This is a genomic window from Bacillus sp. 275 (assembly GCF_001999205.1).
Classification (GTDB): domain Bacteria; phylum Bacillota; class Bacilli; order Bacillales; family Bacillaceae; genus Bacillus; species Bacillus velezensis.
Map to the genome: position 1 here is coordinate 1,018,803 of NZ_CP019626.1, position 16,330 is coordinate 1,035,132.

Here is a 16,330-nt window from a genome sequence, read left to right on the forward strand (position 1 = left end):
GACCGGCGTTTCGCGTCTGCGGCTCTTGATTACGGCCGTTTCATATGGAACTTATCGAGAAAGCCTTTGCGGTGCTGCATGCGGAAATATTCCTTAATCATATAGGCGACTCCCTGTTCATCATTTGACCTTGTCACCCAGTCCGCTTTTCTTTTTAATTCATTTGAGGCATTCCCCATCGCGACGCCGAGACCGGCCAGCTCGATCATCGGCAGATCATCTTCCTGATGGCCGATAGCTACAACCTCTTCCATTGAAAGCCCGAGATCAGCGGCGACCATCGAAAGTCCGCTTTCTTTTGAAACCCCTTTAGGCACGATGTTCAGTTTTTCTCCGTTGACGCGGATCACATCGACGGCCGGGAATGCTTTCATTATCGTATCCGTTATATCAGCCTGCAGGCCATCTTCAGCATGCACTTCAATGACGGGCGCTGAAACCGGCTCATCAAGGAGCAGGTCACTTAATGATTCGACAAACTGCACCGGATAAAAAATCGGATCAGACGGATGAATCATCGTTTTCCCGACCAGATTGGAGTTCACTTTCTTCTTGTTTCCGATCGAATATTTTTCGTGAAGAAGCCGGATATTGCATTGATAGCTTTCCAGCACCTGAACGATATTAAACGTGTGATCTTCTGATATTTTCTTTTCAAAAAACGGCTCATCTATTTTTTCAGAAATGTATGCGCCGCTGTGGGTAATCAATTTTGCATCAAGCTTTAATATTTTCGCCACTTTTTGAGCGGAGCGAAAATGGCGGTTTGTGACCAGTGTGACGTAAATTCCTTTTTTCTTGACGTATTCGATGGCATCCTTTGTCGTCTGATGAAGTTTGCCGTTGGAGCGAAGAAGCGCTCCGTCTATATTTAACGCCAGCATTTGTTTTGACACAGAGAAGTCCCCCTCCTTGATGACTGTACTTGTCATTAGGATATGACCCTGTCTCTTTGTTTAGAACAACCTTTTCTCCGCAGCAAAAAAGCCTGCCTCAAGCAGACTTTGAACTGTCGTTTTGTTGGGATACGATCGATTTGCTGCCTTCTCCCCAATGTGCATTTCTATTTACGAAATATATCAGGAACCCCTTATTTGACCGTTGATGCGCTCGTTTCACTTACTCTCTGTTGCTACCCCTTAACATACCAGGCAGTATAGGCGACCGTATCCTTAGATCATCTGTAAGTGTAGGCGCTTTCAGAGTTATTATCTCAATAATATTGTTAAAAAACAAGGGTTTTTTTAACTAAAAAAATCAGGGGAAATATCTGTGCTGAATGTATGATAAAGTTGAAAGGGAACGTATATTCGCATATAATAAGAGAAAAAAAGCGGTGACTGTTATGTCTCTATTAAAAGATATTTATAACGAAGAATTTGCAGAAGCACTTCTGAACAGAATCAAATCGGCGTACCCGGCTTTTGAGCGGGACAAGTGCCGGGCGCTGATGTTTCAGGAAGATTGGCCCGGACTGACGTTAAAACAGCGGATGCGACGGATCACAGACTCTTTATATGAAACACTGCCGAAGGATTACATACGGGCCCTTGACGTCTTATATGAGACAGCTCCCCATTTCACAGGGCTCGCCGGGATTATTTTTCCCGATTATGTCCAACAGTACGGAACGGATCACTGGGAAGCATCAATGAAGGCGCTTCAGTTTTTCACTCGTTTTTCCACTTCCGAATTTGCGGTCCGCCCGTATATCAGGCTTGACCGGGAGCGGATGTTCAAAGAGTTCCTTTCCTGGACAGAGCATCCGGACGAACATGTCTGAAGGCTTGCCAGCGAAGGCTCAAGACCGCGACTGCCGTGGGGAAGCTCCATTCCGGCTCTTCTTGAAGATCCTTCTCCGATTCTCCCTGTTCTGGACCGCTTGATGCAGGATGACTCGTTATATGTCAGAAAAAGCGTGGCGAATAACCTGAATGACATCTCCAAAACACATCCGGATGTTCTGGCACAGATCGCAGCCGAGCGGTTCGGAAGCTGTCCGCACACGGATTGGATTTTGAAGCACGCCTGCAGGACACTGTTAAAAAGAGGAGACAAACAGGCGCTTGCGATTTTCGGGTTTGAAGACGCCTCCCGGATTTCATTGGAACGTTTTACACTGAATCCGGAAACGGCCGCCATCGGAACAAGCATACATTTTTCTTTTCAGATCCGCTCATCCGCCCGGCAAAAAGTCAGGGTTGAATACGCGATTGATTTTGTAAAGAAAAGGGGGCACCGCAGCCGCAAGGTGTTTAAGATGTCGGAGTCCGCCATGGATAACGGAGACGTAAAAGCCTTCAGCAAACACCATTCCCTTAAAGACTTAACCACCCGCAAGCATTATCGGGGAATTCACACTCTGTCTGTCATCATTAACGGAACAGTAAAAGGTTCTCTTGATTTTTCTGTTGAATAAAAAAACCCCTCCATTTCATAGATGGAGGGGTGTGAAGCTTATTGCGGGCTGCCGTAAAGCTCTTCAAGAGGTTTCATAATGATTTTGTTTAACTCGCCGATCAGCATGCTCATGCGCTGTTCCGCTTCCATCAGCTGAGAAATCAATTCATGCTGCTGTACGAGAGCAACGGTTTTTTGTGCCTGCTCTACCTCTTCCTGAGTGATTTCTTCACCTGACATCTGTTTCTGCTGCAGCTGAAGCTGTACATTGCGGAAGTTATCAAACATGCGTTTTGCGGATTCATCTGCGTTTACTTGATCATAAAGCCCTCTCAGACGGCTGTATTCATCACTGTTTCGCAAAGCTTTTTCAAGATCATATGCTGCATCATAAAAATGAACTGCCATAGTAACCGCTCCTTTCTTCCTTTCGGACATACCACTCCACTATAACAGACTGCGGAGCGACTTTCATCATCGGCGTATGTTTTCCTTAGAAAAGAATGACAAACAAAGCCTGAATTGCTCCGATTATCCCGCCGAGCAGACCGCCTAAATACGTTATCATCTTAAATTCTCTCTTGGAAATCGACAGCACCATTTCTTCCAGCCGTTCAACGGGAAACTGATCAACCTGCTCTTTGACCACTTCCTCAAGACGCAGCCGTTTCAGCACATCCTCCAAATGAGCGGCAATACTGCCGAGTGCCGCATCAAGCAGCTTCGGCGCGTACGTCCCCGTAATCTCCCCTTCATAACGGGAGATGATGTCACCGATCCGGCATTCGAAAAAGGGCGCGGTTTGAAGTGCGGCCAAAGCCCGCTTTTTCATGCTGAACAGCAGATCTTTCGCATTCCACTTTTCATCGGCCTCATAAAGTGTATAAGATTTGAGCTTGCCCCATTCTTGAGAAAGCAGATCAGCCAGAAGCTTTTTCGTTTCCTCATTGCGCAAAAACTTTAACAGCTCAGGCAGCACACGGTCTGCCAAGCTTGAATTGCCGAGGAACATCTGCACCATGCCGCCGAGCATCCCCCGGGAATTCAAAAAGTCGTCAATCATATTTCCGAGCCTGTCTTTCCCTTCTTCGCTCTCAAAATAATCAATGCTCCGCTTCAGGATATAATCTGCGGCCAGCGGGATTTTTTCATCCAGCTTTTCCTGCAGCTCATCAGGAAGCCAGTCTTTTATGGCGCGGTGCTCATATTTCCGGTACAGGTCCGAAAGCTTTTCATCGGTAAAACGGTCAATCCAGGCATCCGTCTTTTCCTGCGGATTCCGGATGCCCGCGGCGGCCAAAGCTTCGTGCACCGTCATCTCGGAAGCGGCCATTTTTTGCGTGAATTGTTCGGCGAAAAGAAGCGCCTGGTTTTTAACGGTATCTGATAAAAGCCGCTTTTTTATTCCTTCCGGGGTTAAAAGGTGGTTCGTCACCATGAGCCCCATTTGTTTTGCCAATTCATCCCGTCTTTTCGGGATCAGCCCCGGCGTAAACGGAACCCGTTTTCCGAACAGGTAATACGGCCGGTACGGACGAAATAACATCTGAATGGCAAGATGATTCGTCACCGCGCCGATCGCGGCTCCGATCACAATCATAAATAGAAACGTTCCTGCTATGCCCATTCCTTTTCTTCTGCCTCCATCTTATGTTCTATTTTCTTGATGATATATCTATTCGTATTATAGAGGCTGGCGGGCATGCGGGCAAATGAAGAACCTGAATTGTTGTTTGTGAGGAATAAGGCAAGATGCTGTTTCGTACTCTTTACAGTAGATCATCTTTTATGATGCGCTTAGCATATTTATTGGATGGAAGGGCCGTTCCATCAGCGGCTTTTTGAATAAAGGGGGAGTAATAATATGACAACACTCGGTTTTATGTCTGTATCCCGCCGGCACGAAGAAGATTACGCCGGGGAATTGGCTGAAAGAGCGCCTCAATATAATGTGCGCTTAGCCCGCTTTACACCGTTTGATATATTTCCGGATTCTTTGCGCGTGAAAGCGCTCGTCTATCACCCGCAAAGCAGAAAGTGGAACGAAACGGAAATCGATATTCCCGAATATATTTACGACCGCTGTTTTTACGGAAAATCCGCTGAAGCGCAAAAAGCCAAACCGATCGTCGAATGGCTGAAAAAATATCCGAAAACGGAATTTATCGGGCGGGGGCTTCCTGATAAATGGACGGTCACGGATGCGCTCCAAAAGCATCACCTGATCAGTCCCTATATTCCTGAAACGGCCGAAGTCAGCCGCTATGAACAGGTGCAATCATACTTAGCCAAGGAAAAAGCATGTATACTTAAGCCCGCTTTCGGCGCGGGAGGCAGAGGCATCATCCTGCTTGAAACAGGCAAAAAATCAATTACGGCCACTTACTATATCGGAAAAAACAAACAAACAAAATCATTTTCCAATCACGTGTCTTTTAAGTCTTGGTGCAAAAAAGTGCTGCAGCACCGCTATTTGCTTCAATCCTACTTAAATATCCAGGATAAAGAACGGCATCCGTGCGACATCCGCATTTTTATGCGCAAAACGGAGTCAGGCGTTTGGGAAACGGTCGGAAAAGCGGTCAGAAGGGGTTATCAGAACGGTCTTTTATCTCATTTGCCCGGAGGATCAGAACCGATTAAGTTTGACACATGGTTTGAGGAAATTCCGAGAAAGCAGCAGGCCGTTTTATTGGATGATGTCTTTTCGATCACCCAATCCGTCCCTTATTTCCTTGATGAACGGTTCGGACCGCTGTTTGAGCTGGGGCTCGATATTTGTTATGCCAAAGACGGACGCATCTGGCTTTTGGATGTCAATTCAAAGCCGGGACGGAAAGCTATTTTAAGCGTGGCTCCGGAGGCGAAAGAAGATTTGTATACGGGTCCGCTGAGACGCTTCCGCGAACTTCAGTCACAGGAAAGCAGGAAAGGAGTATTACCGCGTGAATCATAAAGGGATGATTGTCGGCATCGATAAAAAAAGCAAAAATACGCTGTTTCTCCCCTCCTCCATGAAACGGGAAGGGCTTTTATCCGCTGCCTTCGGGACCAAGGTTGTTAAATGCCGTGTAGCCTTTTCTCAATCACTTGAAAAAAGCGCGCTCCTTTCTGAAGATTTGTTTGAGGAGCTGTTGATACCGTATAAAAGCCGGGCTGACTTTCTCATACACGGCCAGACGGTGCACATCGGACCGCTGATCGGCGTTTTCACAGCCGGGTTCACATCATCGCCGTCCCGCCCGTTAAGAGACCGTACAGCCTTCTTTTCCAAGATGCTCTCACTTCATGAACAGGCAAACGGATATTGTTTCGTTTTCGGGGCTCATCAGATCAACTGGGAAGAAGGCACCGTCCAAGCGCTGATTTATAAAGAAAACAGCTGGAAACGGACGGCCGTCCCGCTTCCGAATGTCGTATATGACAGGCTCCCGAGCCGAAAAACGGAAGGAGTTCCGCTTTTACAGCAGACAAAACAGAGGCTGATGAATGACTATCAGATTCCGTGGTTTAATCCGCAATTCTTTAATAAATGGGACATTCATAAGCTTCTGGAAAAAAACAGCCTCACCGCTTCACTTCTGCCAAAATCTGTCCTGCACCCGAATGCAGAAGCGTTAGAGACGTTATGCAACACATTTGACACCGTCTATATCAAACCTGCAGACGGCGCACTCGGAACGGGGATTTACAAGGTGGAAAAAATAGATGCCGGCTTATCTGTCAAACACACGAATGAGGAAAAAACGGTGGTGACGGCAGAGTATTCAGATGCGGCATCCTTCATGAAATCATTTAAAGAAAACAATGACCCGTCCGCATTTTTAATTCAGCAAGGCATTGACCTGATCCGGCTGGATGGACGCCCCGTCGATTTCAGGGTGCACACGAATAAAAACGCCGAGGGAAAATGGACAGTGACGGCCATCGCGGCAAAAATTTCCGGTGAAAACAGCATCACGACGCATCTGGCAACCGGCGGAGAAGTCAGGACGTTAGCTGAATTATACGGCGATCCGCGAGAGAGAGTCGGCATGATGCGGAAACTTTCAAAAGCCGCCTTGGCGGTCAGCCGCGTGTTAAATGAGCACATTGAAGGTTTTATCGGCGAAATCGGTTTTGACCTCGGCGTCGATCATTCAGGGAAAGTTTGGATGTTTGAAGCCAATTCCCGCCCCGGGCGCAGCATTTTTTCCCATCCGAAGCTGAGATCGGTCGATTACCTGACAAAACGGAGAAATTTTGAATACGCGTCCTATTTATCAGAACGGTCCATCACCGCCCCGGAAAAACTTTGGCGGTGAGGCTGTCTTTTTTTTGGTTTACCCGGGACAGGCACAGAATGATGAGCTACAATGAACAAGATCAACATTTCCCACAAGGAGCGTGAACGTCATGATTTCGCACTTCAGCTGGAAACCGTTATTCAAAAAAGAGAAACTGCCCGGATGGCGAATTTCATTTTACTGGCAGGGTACGCATTACGAAGGGATTTACCATAAGTCCGGTGACATTGAATGGGGACACACACATCCGGGAAAAGAAGAGCCGGCTCTCGTAAAAGAGCTGCATGAATTAATGCTTTATCACATATATGACTGAAAGCTAAAAGCTCAGCCGCATCAGGCTGGGCTTTTCTTTTTCCTTCCGCTATTTACCACCCGGTTTTCCGAATGAGATGCCGTTTGATTCACCATAATACGTAGTACAAAGCGGCAAACAGCATTGGGTGAAGCCGAGCTGGCAATGGTTTTCATTCCGAAAATCATCGGCTGGTGCAAATCCAGCAAACCCAACCATACTACTTAATAAAGGAGATCATACAAATGGCAAACAACAACTCTTCAAACCAACTATTAGTACCCGGCGCTGCTCAAGCAATCGACCAAATGAAATACGAAATTGCTTCTGAGTTCGGCGTAAACCTTGGCGGAGAAACAACTTCTCGTGCAAACGGTTCTGTCGGAGGAGAAATCACGAAACGTTTAGTATCTTTCGCACAGCAGAACATGGGCGGCCAAGGCGTACAATAACTCAATAAATGGCTTACAGAAGGCGCGGGATACCGCGTCTTCTTTTATGCCGTCACCCTTTTTTCCTATTTCACATACCCTAGGAAAAAAGGAGGGAAAACATGTCATTCATTGCCTCAGTCAATTGGGAGCTGTTTCAGTTCGTAAGTGTTTCTTTGGTCAATGAATATGTTGCCCACCATTTCCCGTTTATTCACAGGCATTCTTTTCCCCGCTGCTTTGAATGATATAATGAGCGGCGAGGAGGTTTTTTACATGAACATCGCTTTACTCGGAGCAACGGGAAGAGTCGGACAGGCTTTTATAAAAGAAGCGCAGAAACATGGACACATGGAGATATTCGCTCTTGTCAGATCAGCCGGAACAGTCCTTCCCATTCCTGAAAAACAGATCATAACAGGGAATGCGAGGCGGCGGGAAGATGTAAGCCGATTGATTTCCAAAGCGGACACAGTCGTGAGCTGTCTCGGCACGGACGGTGACGATACCCTTTCAGCCGCTATGACTCATATAATAGACGGCATGAAACGGCATCATGTTCAGCGTCTGATTACGATCGGCACCGCGGGTATCCTTCAATCACGGCTTATGCCTGATCAATACCGTTTTGAATCGGCAGAATCAAAACGAAAATCAACAAGAGCCGCAAAGGAACACGCCCGCGTATACGAGATGCTGCTGGCAGAGGATCTTGACTGGACGATCATCTGCCCTACCTACCTTCCTGACGGAGACGCTGCCGGAGTTTACCGGTTCGAACAGGATCGCCTTCCTGAAGACGGCGCCGAAATCACAGTCGGAGACACGGCGCATTTTCTGTACCGCGAGCTGATCAGCCCGCAGTTTGTCAGAAAACGGGTAGGACTGGCTTACTGAATGAAAAAAAGGGCGAATCTTTTTGATTCACCCTTTCCGATTACACCGCGGATTTCGCCGTTCCTTTCTGTAATTCATACATTTGATGGTACTGCCCCTTTTGCGCCATTAATTCGTCATGGCTTCCCTTTTCAATGATGCGGCCCTTTTCCAGCACGAGAATCTGGTCTGCGTGTCTGATCGTGGAAAGCCGATGGGCGATAATAAATGTCGTGCGCCCTTCTTGAACGACTTGCAGCGCTTTTTGAATGACTGCTTCTGTTTCGGTGTCAATGTGCGCCGTCGCCTCATCCAAAATTAAAATGGCCGGATCGAACACAAGCGCTCTTGCAAAAGAAATCAGCTGACGCTGGCCTGAGGATAGTGTGCCGCCTTTTTCAGTGACGGGCTCTCTGATGCCCTTCGGCAAAGATTGCAGAAGACTTGCGGCGCCGACTTGGCGAAGCGCTTCTTCCGCCTGCTCCAAAGAAATACGCTGATCATCGAGGGTCACATTGGAGCCGATCGTTCCAGAGAAAAGATACGGATCTTGAAGCACGATCCCCATATGGGATCTCAGCTCCTGTCTTGACATGCCGTATATGCTTTTTCCGTCCAGCAGGATATCCCCTTTTTGGGCATCATAAAAACGGAACAGAAGATTCAGGATGGAGCTTTTGCCGGACCCCGTATGGCCGACGAGGGCGACCGTCTCCCCTTTTTCAGCTGTAAAGCTGATGTGTTTCAGCACCTCTTCTCCCTTTCGATATCCAAAAGAAACATCGCGGAATTCCACTGTCCCTTCCGCCTTTCTGTCTGCGGGAGCGCCTTCTTCTTCCGTTTCCTCCTCCTGTAAAAGCTCGAATACTCTGGCGGCAGAGACACGGGCCAATTCAAGCTTCGAAAATTGGTTGACAATCCCCGTAACCGGCTGGAACAAACGGTTTAAATAATCAACAAATGCATATAAAACACCGATCGAAACAATTCCGGCCGCACTCAGACTCGCGCCTCCGAAATACCAGATCAGCCCGACAAACGCCAGATTGCGCAACACATTGACAAGACTGTGGGACATGAGGGAATTTAAGGACAGCATTTTGTTTTTGTATCGGAAATGAGCTTCATTCAATTCTTCAAATTCCTTCATCGTTTCCTTCTCGCGGCGGAACGCCTGAATAATCGGCATTCCTTGAATGGACTCGTTCATTTTCGCATTGATGTCACTGTTAATGGAACGGATTTTTTGGTTGAAGACGGATGCGTATTTGCGGTACACAACCGACCAGATCATTAAAATCGGAATAATCAGAAGACAAACGGCGGCCAGCCTGACATCAAGCATAAACAGCGCCGTAAAGATACCGAGCATATAAACGCCGCTTGTGATAAATGTCGACAGCACCGTTACATATAAATCCCTGACCGCTTCTGTGTCATTCGTAATACGAGCCACGACTTTTCCTGCAGGCAGATTATCAAAGTAGCGGATCGGCATTTTCTGAATGTGTGAAAATACATCCTGCCTCATGCGCTGTATGATCCGGTTCGCTCCCATCTGCAGCAGATAATGCTGACCGTAATGAAAACATACGGAAAACATGAGCAGTCCGGCGTAAATGGCGGTCAACGTCAGCAATCCTTTTATTTCCGGACGGTAAAATTCAAAAATCTCCTGTCTTGATAACGTAATGGCGGGATATGACCTGCTTTCTTTACCGTTTGATATTGTCAGCCGGCCGTCAGCCACCGAACGGTTTCCGTCAAAACTGACGGGACGGTCAACAAAATAGTAGCCCGCACCGACTTGATAAATGTGCGCCTCTCCGGTTTTATCCGCCCCCGGTTTGAGCCGGTCCTCCCTGACATAATCATGCCCCCGGAACCTGACGGCGCCCGGATCGTCCGCAGAGGCTTTAACCCATGTTTTTTCAATGCCGAGAATGTGGTCGTCAATCATTTTTTTTCCGATAAACGGGCCGGTCAGCTCAGTGCCGACCGCAATAATGAGCAGGACGACCGCCCATATCAGCAGCTTCTTATATTGAAGCGCGTAATTCCATAATCTTCTCCCGGTCTTCATGCGCCCGTCCCCCCTTCTTCAAGAGAGAACAGCTGCTGCCTCTCATATTGTTTTCGATACCAGCCGTTCTGCTCCAATAGCTCCCGGTGCGTGCCTCTTTCAGACACCCGGCCTTCATCCATGACGAGAATGAGATCTGCGTGTTCAACTGCCGAGAGCCGGTGGGTGGTAATAATCGTTGTTTTATGCCGCCGTTTTTTACGGATGCTGTCAATGATGGCGGCTTCCGTTTTCGCGTCTACGGCAGAAAGCGAATCATCTAATATGAGAATGTCAGGATCGGTCAAAAGCGCTCTCGCAATTGAAATGCGCTGCTTTTGTCCGCCCGAGAGCGCCACGCCCTTCTCGCCGACAAGCGTCTCAAGCCCGTCGGAAAGCATGCCGATATCGTTTTCAAAATGCGCATCTTTCAGCGCGCCGCCGATTTCCTCTTCGTTTGCATCCTGCCGTCCGTAAAGCAGATTCTCCTTTACAGTCTTAGAAAATAAAATATGATCCTGCGGCACATAGCCGATCCACCCGCGGAGCTCCTCAAGCGGGATCTCCTGAATCGGAACGCCTGTAAACGTGATTGCTCCCGCCCCGGGCGGATATTCACGCAACAGCTGCTTAATGATCGTCGTCTTTCCGCTTCCCGTCTTCCCGACAATGCCGAGTGTCTGCCCTTTTTCTACGGAAAAAGATACATCAGAAACCGCCGGTCCCGCTCCGCTCGGATACGTGAAAGTCACTTGTTCAAAAACAAGACGCCCGGGCTCCTTGATGCCGGCGGGGCGCTTGGGCCCGATCACGTCAGGCTCATAGGAAAGCGTCTCATTGACACGATCCAAGGAGGCATTTCCGCGCTGCATGATATTGATTAATTCTCCGATCGCAAACATCGGCCAGATCATCATTCCGAGGTACACGTTAAACGATACCAGCTCTCCCAGCGTCAGCCGGTTTTGAAAAACGAGATAAGCGCCGTAGCCGAGACCGATGAGATAGCTGAGGCCGACGAGAAGTTTCACAGTCGGTTCAAAAAGTGAATCGATAAACGCCACCTTCATATTTTTCTCATATACATCCGCCGTCATATCACCGAACCGGCTGACATCATTTTTTTCCTGTACGAAAGCCCGGATGACCCGGACGCCGGATACCGACTCCAGCACCTTGTCATTTAATGATCCGAAAGCATCCTGCGCTTCCGTAAACCGCTCATGGATCTTTTTTCCGTACAGGCTGACCGCAGCCGCCATTATCGGCAGCGGAATAATCGCAGCAAATGTCAGCTTCCAGCTGATGAGAAGCCCCATTGTCAAAAATATCGTCAGCATATACATCGTCGAATCAACGAGCGTTAAGACCCCGAAGCCCGTCGTCATACTGACGGCCTGCAGGTCATTTGTCCCCCGCGCCATTAAATCGCCCGTTCTGTATTTCTCGTAAAACGGCGGTGACATTTGAAGAAGCCTCCCCATCAGTTTTGACCGGAGAATCTTCTCCATGACATTCGCCCCGCCGAAAAGCTGATACATCCAAAAATAAGACAGTAAATAGACGGCTGCCGTTAATGCGAGAAAAACACATATGTAAAACAGCATCCCGCTTTTCGTAAACACGCCCGCCTTCATATCGTCTATCGCGTTACCGAGAAGTTTAGGCGGAAACATCTCAATGACATTCACAATCAATAACAGAACAATCGCTGTCGTATAGCGCAGCCAATAGGCTTTAAAAAACCACGCGAGCTTTTTTAATACAGTAAACAAATACCGTCATCCCCTTTCATCAATCAGCCGCCCTCAAGCTTTTCCGGATTGTTTTTCATTGTTTTCGCTAATGCCGCCACATGCATCACACCTGTCTTTCTTTCATTTTTTTGTATAAAAAAAGACATGAAGCCTCAGCTCCATGCCTCTTATTATTATAAATAAGGTACAGACCCGCCGTTTATGCGCGACTGCCCCGTTTTTAAGCAAATGTTCAGAAAACGGAAGCTGTATGGGAGTCACGCCGGTATTCAGCTGAAGATGAGTTGACAAGCTTTAGTTTTGACATGATCCATACCTCCTTTTTCCCTATATTGTTCCTTCATCATATAAACAAATCCTTTTTTTGTCAATGCAGGTTTTACATTTCTGCTGCACGGGTATTGTAAAACAAACCTTTTTTACTGAAAGGATGAGGCTGATGTTTCACGCAGACCGGTTGATAGCAGCTTTTGACGGAAGTGATGATAGTAAAAAAGCGCTCCAAAAAGCCATAGACCTTTCAAAAACGTTTCACGCGGATTTAACGGTCGTACATTCCCACAATGCAAAAGATACCCAGACGATTGTTGATCCCCCGAGGCCGGGAGCCGGGGCAACGTATATCGGCGGCGGGATTGCAAGCGTTCCTGACCCGCTCCAGGCGGAAAGAATCTCCCCTGATCCGATGATTTATGAAGACCGTACGGAAGAAATCGTTGCGGAAGCGAGAATGCTGATGAACGACAGCCAGATTGACGGGGATATCGACATTTTAGAAGGTGATCCCGCTGATGCCATTATCGAGCATGCCGACCGTATATCGGCGGATTTGATCGTCATGGGGAGCCGGGACCAGAACAGGCTGAAAAAACTTTTATTCGGAAGCGTCAGTGAAAAACTGTCATCGAAATCCGATATTCCCGTGCTGATCGTAAAATAATTCTTTCTGTAAAGCAGCTTAATCAAAAGCTGCTTTTTTTACAGCTCCCGTCTGTTTTTTCTTTTTTTCGGCATCACAAAAAAACTCGCCATGATCAAAAAATCGATGCACAATACGACAGACCAGCCCTTTAACAGTCCGCTGAGCGCTTCGGTGCGGGAAGCGTCCTGAATGAGAAATACCGTTCCGGCTAAAAGAACGCCGCCGATGACAAATGCTAAAACATGTCTTCCCCATCCTTTTGCATAATGTTTGGCATAATCCAGTCCGTACCGCTTGACCGGTTTTGCCCCTTCCTTTACCACATAATAGCGGAACCGCTCATCCGCCCATTGAATCATGCTTTTTCCGAAGGCGACAGACACTCCGATATAAACGGCCGCCACTGCATGCGCCATAGTCGCCGCCGCCCCTCTGTATAAATCAGCTGCGGCCGCCAGAAACAGTACGGCATCCAATATAGGAATGAGAGCGAAAAAAAACATTCCGAGCTTTTGCCGCCTGAATATATAGCGCGCCGCCAATCCGAAGATGACAGCCGCCCAAAAAGCAGCCTCACAAATGACAATCAACCAAGCAATCGCGTTCAATCCGGTTCCCCCTTATCGTTTTCTAAAATGCATTGTATCACTGCTTTTTATTTAATACAACTGTATTACAAAATTGCAAGAAAAAATATTTCCTGTTACACTGGAACCATGCCTAAAATAATCGATCATGAAAAAAGAAGAAAACAAATAGCCGAAGCCACTTGGCGGACGATTTTGGAGCGGGGAATGGAAGGAGCGACAGTGAGAAACATCGCCCAAGAAGCGGGTCTTTCTTTAGGCGCGCTGAGGCACTATTTCACCACCCAGGATGAGCTTTTAGGGTATGCGATGACACTCGTAAAAGAAAAAGCGGCCGCCAGAATTAACGAAGTTGCCATGAAAGATCTGCCGCCGAAAGAAAAAGCGGTGCGTCTGATGCTTGAAATTATCCCGACAGACGAAGAAACGATGGCTGAAATGGAGGTATGGTTCGCTTTCACAGCTTATGCCAGACATAAGGGAGAAGAGTTTCAACCCCAGCAGGACGGGATCTTGGCATATATCCGCGGCCTGATTGACTGGCTGGATGAAAATAAGCTTCTGAAACCGAATCTTGATAAAGAAACCGAAGCGGAGAAAATGTACGCTATCGCCGACGGGTTGGCGCTGCATGCCATGCTTGAACCTGATCGTCTTTCAAAAGAGAAGATCTCCCGTGTGCTCGTTCAGCATATCGAATCTCTTTTTATCTGACTGAAGCAAAAAGGCCGGATGTGTTCCGGCCTTTTTTTCAGCTTATGACTGAACGCCGAGCTCCTGCTGAATGTGCGACTGAAATGCCTCCTGAATCGTTTTGGCTACAGGTCCCGGCGCTCCGCTTCCGACCGGTTTTCCGTCAAGGGTTACGATCGGGATTAATTCAGCCGTCGTTGACGAGATGAAAATTTCATCCGCATCCCTGAGTTCGTCTTCGGTAAGAGCCTTCTCCCGCACCTCAATCCCGTTTTCTTTCATCAGCTCTAACAGTTTCATCCGCGTAATGCCGTTTAAAATCAGCTCATTTGCAGGATGCGTCCGGACAGTGCCGTTTATGACGGCGTATACATTGGAAGAGGTTCCTTCCGTGACCGCTCCGTCCCTTATCAGCACCGCTTCATAAGCGCCTGCTTCATAGGCTTTTTGTTTAATCATCACATTATACAGTAAATTCAGACTCTTAATGTCACACCTCAGCCAGCGTTTGTCCTCCGCCGTTATGGCCTGCGCTCCGGCTTTTTGTTCATTTTCCGGTTTTTTCACTGAAAAGGTGTATGCCGTCGTCTGCGGTTCCAATCCTTCGTCATACTGGTGCTTCCGCGGCGCCTTCCCTCTCGTCGTCTGTATATAGACCCCGCCGTCAATGAGTTTGTTTTCCTGTACGAGCTTTTGCAGATCCCATTCTATGTCCTCTGCGGAGAACGGCAGGGTGATGCCGATTTCTGCGGCGCTTCTGAAAAGACGGACAATATGCTCACGCAGACCGAATAAGGCACCGTTATACACTCTGATGACCTCATACACACCGTCACCGAATTGATATCCGCGATCCTCAATATCAACTGCCGCTTCTTCACGATCAATCAACTGGCCGTTTACTAATGTCTTCATGTAAACCCTCCTCATCGTTATCTGCCGTGATGTGCATTCTCAGCTGTTATTGTCAACTATTCTATCATACTGAACGAGCAGGCTGCGGAGTTTATTTTTTTCTTAAAATCTTATTATTCGACATCTTTTCTATGTCTTTTCCAGTTTTGTTCCTGTATACTTGATTCGACATACATATGCTGTTAACTTATGGCACTTCGCAAGCCTCCGCTGTTATCGGCATTATGCAGAAACTTATGCTACTGGAGAGATTGTTATGCGCAACACAAAAGAAGGTGCTTCCCCTTCTCTGTTTTCATTGGCTTTTAAACTTACGAGTTTAGCAGTTTTGTGCGGACTGCTTCTGGTAATCGTCATAATGGGATATTCCGCTTCCGCCGCAAAAAACAAACAGGTCACCGTGACCGCAAACGGGCAGCTTCGGGATGAAGCAGAAAGCCTGCGGCTGAAAAATGATTCTCCCGACGTCTTAATGAAACATTTGCAGAGAGAGCGTGACCCAGGGAAAAAAACGGTATATTTAACCTTCGACGACGGGCCGTCTCCATATACTGAACAGCTGTTGAATGTATTGAAGGCAAATGGCGCAAAGGCCACTTTTTTTATGCTTGAACCGCGGATGAAGGCCTATAAGCATTCCGTGCAAAGAGCGAAGCAGGAAGGAATCGCGCTCGGCCTGCACGGCGTGACGCACGATAATCACCTGTTTTATCAAACACCGACATCTCCGCTGAACGAAATGCAGCAGGGACGCGATACACTCGAGGCAATCACCGGAGTAAAAACGGATCTTGTCCGCACGCCTTACGGCAGTAAACCGTCATTGACGGATGCCCAGATTAAGAATCTCGAAAAAGGCGGATTCGTGTACTGGGACTGGACGATAGACAGTGAAGACTGGAAGTACAAAAACGCACGGTACGTGCCGGAAGTATTGAATCAGCTCGCATATTTGGAAAGCGTTCATACGAGCAGGCCGCATGTCATTTTAATGCACGATCTGCCTGCGACGGTGCACGCTTTGCCGAGCCTGATCCAAAAACTGAAAGCCCAGGGCTACTCCTTTGATGTTCTGACGGATCAAATGATTCCCGTCCATGAATAAG

General features: G+C 47.7%; 16 protein-coding genes and 1 pseudogene. 10 read left to right on the forward strand and 7 right to left on the reverse strand.

Translation table 11 applies throughout. The annotated features are described in order from the left end of the window. Window positions 1–29: 29 nt before the first annotated feature. Window positions 30–896 carry a Cof-type HAD-IIB family hydrolase gene (locus BZ167_RS04580; RefSeq protein ID WP_031378450.1) on the reverse strand — a complete coding sequence of 289 codons (867 nt, stop codon included), beginning with the start codon at window positions 894–896 and terminating at the stop codon, window positions 30–32. Between the two features lie 383 nt (window positions 897–1,279). Between BZ167_RS04580 and BZ167_RS04585 the strand changes: the two are divergent. Continuing rightward, window positions 1,280–2,419, forward strand: a pseudogene (locus tag BZ167_RS04585) (hypothetical protein). A 38-nt stretch (window positions 2,420–2,457) separates the two neighbouring features. Here BZ167_RS04585 and BZ167_RS04590 read toward each other — a convergent pair. Both BZ167_RS04590 and BZ167_RS04595 read right to left on the reverse strand, forming a co-directional pair. Further along, on the reverse strand, window positions 2,458–2,808 hold the full coding sequence (locus BZ167_RS04590) for a YlbF/YmcA family competence regulator (RefSeq protein ID WP_007409239.1): 351 nt from the start codon (window positions 2,806–2,808) through the stop codon (window positions 2,458–2,460). An 85-nt stretch (window positions 2,809–2,893) separates the two neighbouring features. Next, window positions 2,894–4,027 (reverse strand): DUF445 domain-containing protein, encoded by a 1,134-nt coding sequence (locus BZ167_RS04595; RefSeq protein WP_033574472.1) that lies wholly within the window; start codon window positions 4,025–4,027, stop codon window positions 2,894–2,896. A 237-nt stretch (window positions 4,028–4,264) separates the two neighbouring features. Here BZ167_RS04595 and BZ167_RS04600 point away from each other — a divergent pair, with 237 nt between their 5' ends. The 6 genes from BZ167_RS04600 (at window position 4,265) to BZ167_RS04625 (ending at window position 8,309) form a co-directional block, all read left to right on the forward strand. After that, on the forward strand, window positions 4,265–5,356 hold the full coding sequence (locus tag BZ167_RS04600) for a YheC/YheD family endospore coat-associated protein (protein WP_033574471.1): 1,092 nt from the start codon (window positions 4,265–4,267) through the stop codon (window positions 5,354–5,356). Next, a complete protein-coding gene (locus BZ167_RS04605) occupies window positions 5,346–6,704 on the forward strand; it encodes a YheC/YheD family endospore coat-associated protein (RefSeq protein WP_033574470.1) in 1,359 nt (452 codons plus the stop codon). Before BZ167_RS04600 ends, BZ167_RS04605 begins: the two co-directional genes overlap by 11 nt. 82 nt (window positions 6,705–6,786) lie before the next feature. Beyond that, complete coding sequence (locus tag BZ167_RS04610; protein ID WP_012117190.1) at window positions 6,787–7,002, forward strand: YheE family protein; 216 nt, start codon at window positions 6,787–6,789, stop codon at window positions 7,000–7,002. A 224-nt stretch (window positions 7,003–7,226) separates the two neighbouring features. Beyond that, entirely contained in the window at window positions 7,227–7,433 is a 207-nt protein-coding gene (locus tag BZ167_RS04620; RefSeq protein ID WP_003155280.1) for an alpha/beta-type small acid-soluble spore protein, read from the forward strand. Between the two features lie 101 nt (window positions 7,434–7,534). Next, a complete protein-coding gene (locus tag BZ167_RS20450) occupies window positions 7,535–7,660 on the forward strand; it encodes a hypothetical protein (protein WP_003155283.1) in 126 nt (41 codons plus the stop codon). Window positions 7,661–7,688: 28 nt separating this feature from the next. After that, window positions 7,689–8,309: an NAD(P)-dependent oxidoreductase gene (locus BZ167_RS04625; RefSeq protein WP_003155285.1), complete on the forward strand. Its 621-nt coding sequence runs from the start codon at window positions 7,689–7,691 to the stop codon at window positions 8,307–8,309. Window positions 8,310–8,349: 40 nt separating this feature from the next. Here the strand turns inward: BZ167_RS04625 and BZ167_RS04630 are convergent, their stop codons facing one another. After that, window positions 8,350–10,371 carry a multidrug resistance ABC transporter ATP-binding protein/permease BmrD gene (locus tag BZ167_RS04630; protein ID WP_033574469.1) on the reverse strand — a complete coding sequence of 674 codons (2,022 nt, stop codon included), beginning with the start codon at window positions 10,369–10,371 and terminating at the stop codon, window positions 8,350–8,352. Beyond that, window positions 10,368–12,125 carry a multidrug ABC transporter ATP-binding protein BmrC gene (locus BZ167_RS04635; protein ID WP_071392047.1) on the reverse strand — a complete coding sequence of 586 codons (1,758 nt, stop codon included), beginning with the start codon at window positions 12,123–12,125 and terminating at the stop codon, window positions 10,368–10,370. Before BZ167_RS04635 ends, BZ167_RS04630 begins: the two co-directional genes overlap by 4 nt. 421 nt (window positions 12,126–12,546) lie before the next feature. On the opposite strand from BZ167_RS04635, the gene BZ167_RS04640 reads away from it, so the two are divergent. Further along, window positions 12,547–13,047: a universal stress protein gene (locus BZ167_RS04640; protein WP_003155289.1), complete on the forward strand. Its 501-nt coding sequence runs from the start codon at window positions 12,547–12,549 to the stop codon at window positions 13,045–13,047. A 38-nt stretch (window positions 13,048–13,085) separates the two neighbouring features. On the opposite strand, the gene BZ167_RS04645 is transcribed toward BZ167_RS04640, so the two are convergent. Beyond that, window positions 13,086–13,637, reverse strand: a complete 552-nt coding sequence (locus BZ167_RS04645; RefSeq protein ID WP_033574468.1) for a hypothetical protein — start codon at window positions 13,635–13,637, stop codon at window positions 13,086–13,088. Between the two features lie 108 nt (window positions 13,638–13,745). Between BZ167_RS04645 and BZ167_RS04650 the strand changes: the two genes are divergently transcribed. After that, window positions 13,746–14,330, forward strand: a complete 585-nt coding sequence (locus BZ167_RS04650) for a TetR/AcrR family transcriptional regulator (protein ID WP_015388489.1) — start codon at window positions 13,746–13,748, stop codon at window positions 14,328–14,330. A 42-nt stretch (window positions 14,331–14,372) separates the two neighbouring features. On the opposite strand, the gene dat is transcribed toward BZ167_RS04650, so the two are convergent. Further along, the gene (gene dat / locus BZ167_RS04655; RefSeq protein ID WP_014417308.1) at window positions 14,373–15,224 is read right to left on the reverse strand and encodes a D-amino-acid transaminase; all 852 of its coding nucleotides are present in this window, start codon (window positions 15,222–15,224) and stop codon (window positions 14,373–14,375) included. A 256-nt stretch (window positions 15,225–15,480) separates the two neighbouring features. On the opposite strand from dat, the gene BZ167_RS04660 reads away from it, so the two are divergent. Next, entirely contained in the window at window positions 15,481–16,329 is an 849-nt protein-coding gene (locus BZ167_RS04660) for a polysaccharide deacetylase family protein (protein ID WP_007409254.1), read from the forward strand. The last annotated feature ends 1 nt before the right edge of the window (window position 16,330 follow it).

Bases quoted from the DNA above. Each gene is read 5' to 3' on its own strand.
- BZ167_RS04590 (WP_007409239.1), bottom strand. From the start codon at position 2,808: ATGGCAGTTCATTTTTATGATGCAGCATATGATCTTGAAAAAGCTTTG.
- BZ167_RS04595 (WP_033574472.1), bottom strand. From the start codon at position 4,027: ATGGGCATAGCAGGAACGTTTCTATTTATGATTGTGATCGGAGCCGCG.
- BZ167_RS04600 (WP_033574471.1), top strand. From the start codon at position 4,265: ATGACAACACTCGGTTTTATGTCTGTATCCCGCCGGCACGAAGAAGAT.
- BZ167_RS04620 (WP_003155280.1), top strand. From the start codon at position 7,227: ATGGCAAACAACAACTCTTCAAACCAACTATTAGTACCCGGCGCTGCT.
- BZ167_RS20450 (WP_003155283.1), top strand. From the start codon at position 7,535: ATGTCATTCATTGCCTCAGTCAATTGGGAGCTGTTTCAGTTCGTAAGT.
- BZ167_RS04625 (WP_003155285.1), top strand. From the start codon at position 7,689: ATGAACATCGCTTTACTCGGAGCAACGGGAAGAGTCGGACAGGCTTTT.
- BZ167_RS04630 (WP_033574469.1), bottom strand. From the start codon at position 10,371: ATGAAGACCGGGAGAAGATTATGGAATTACGCGCTTCAATATAAGAAG.
- BZ167_RS04640 (WP_003155289.1), top strand. From the start codon at position 12,547: ATGTTTCACGCAGACCGGTTGATAGCAGCTTTTGACGGAAGTGATGAT.
- BZ167_RS04650 (WP_015388489.1), top strand. From the start codon at position 13,746: ATGCCTAAAATAATCGATCATGAAAAAAGAAGAAAACAAATAGCCGAA.
- dat (WP_014417308.1), bottom strand. From the start codon at position 15,224: ATGAAGACATTAGTAAACGGCCAGTTGATTGATCGTGAAGAAGCGGCA.
- BZ167_RS04660 (WP_007409254.1), top strand. From the start codon at position 15,481: ATGCGCAACACAAAAGAAGGTGCTTCCCCTTCTCTGTTTTCATTGGCT.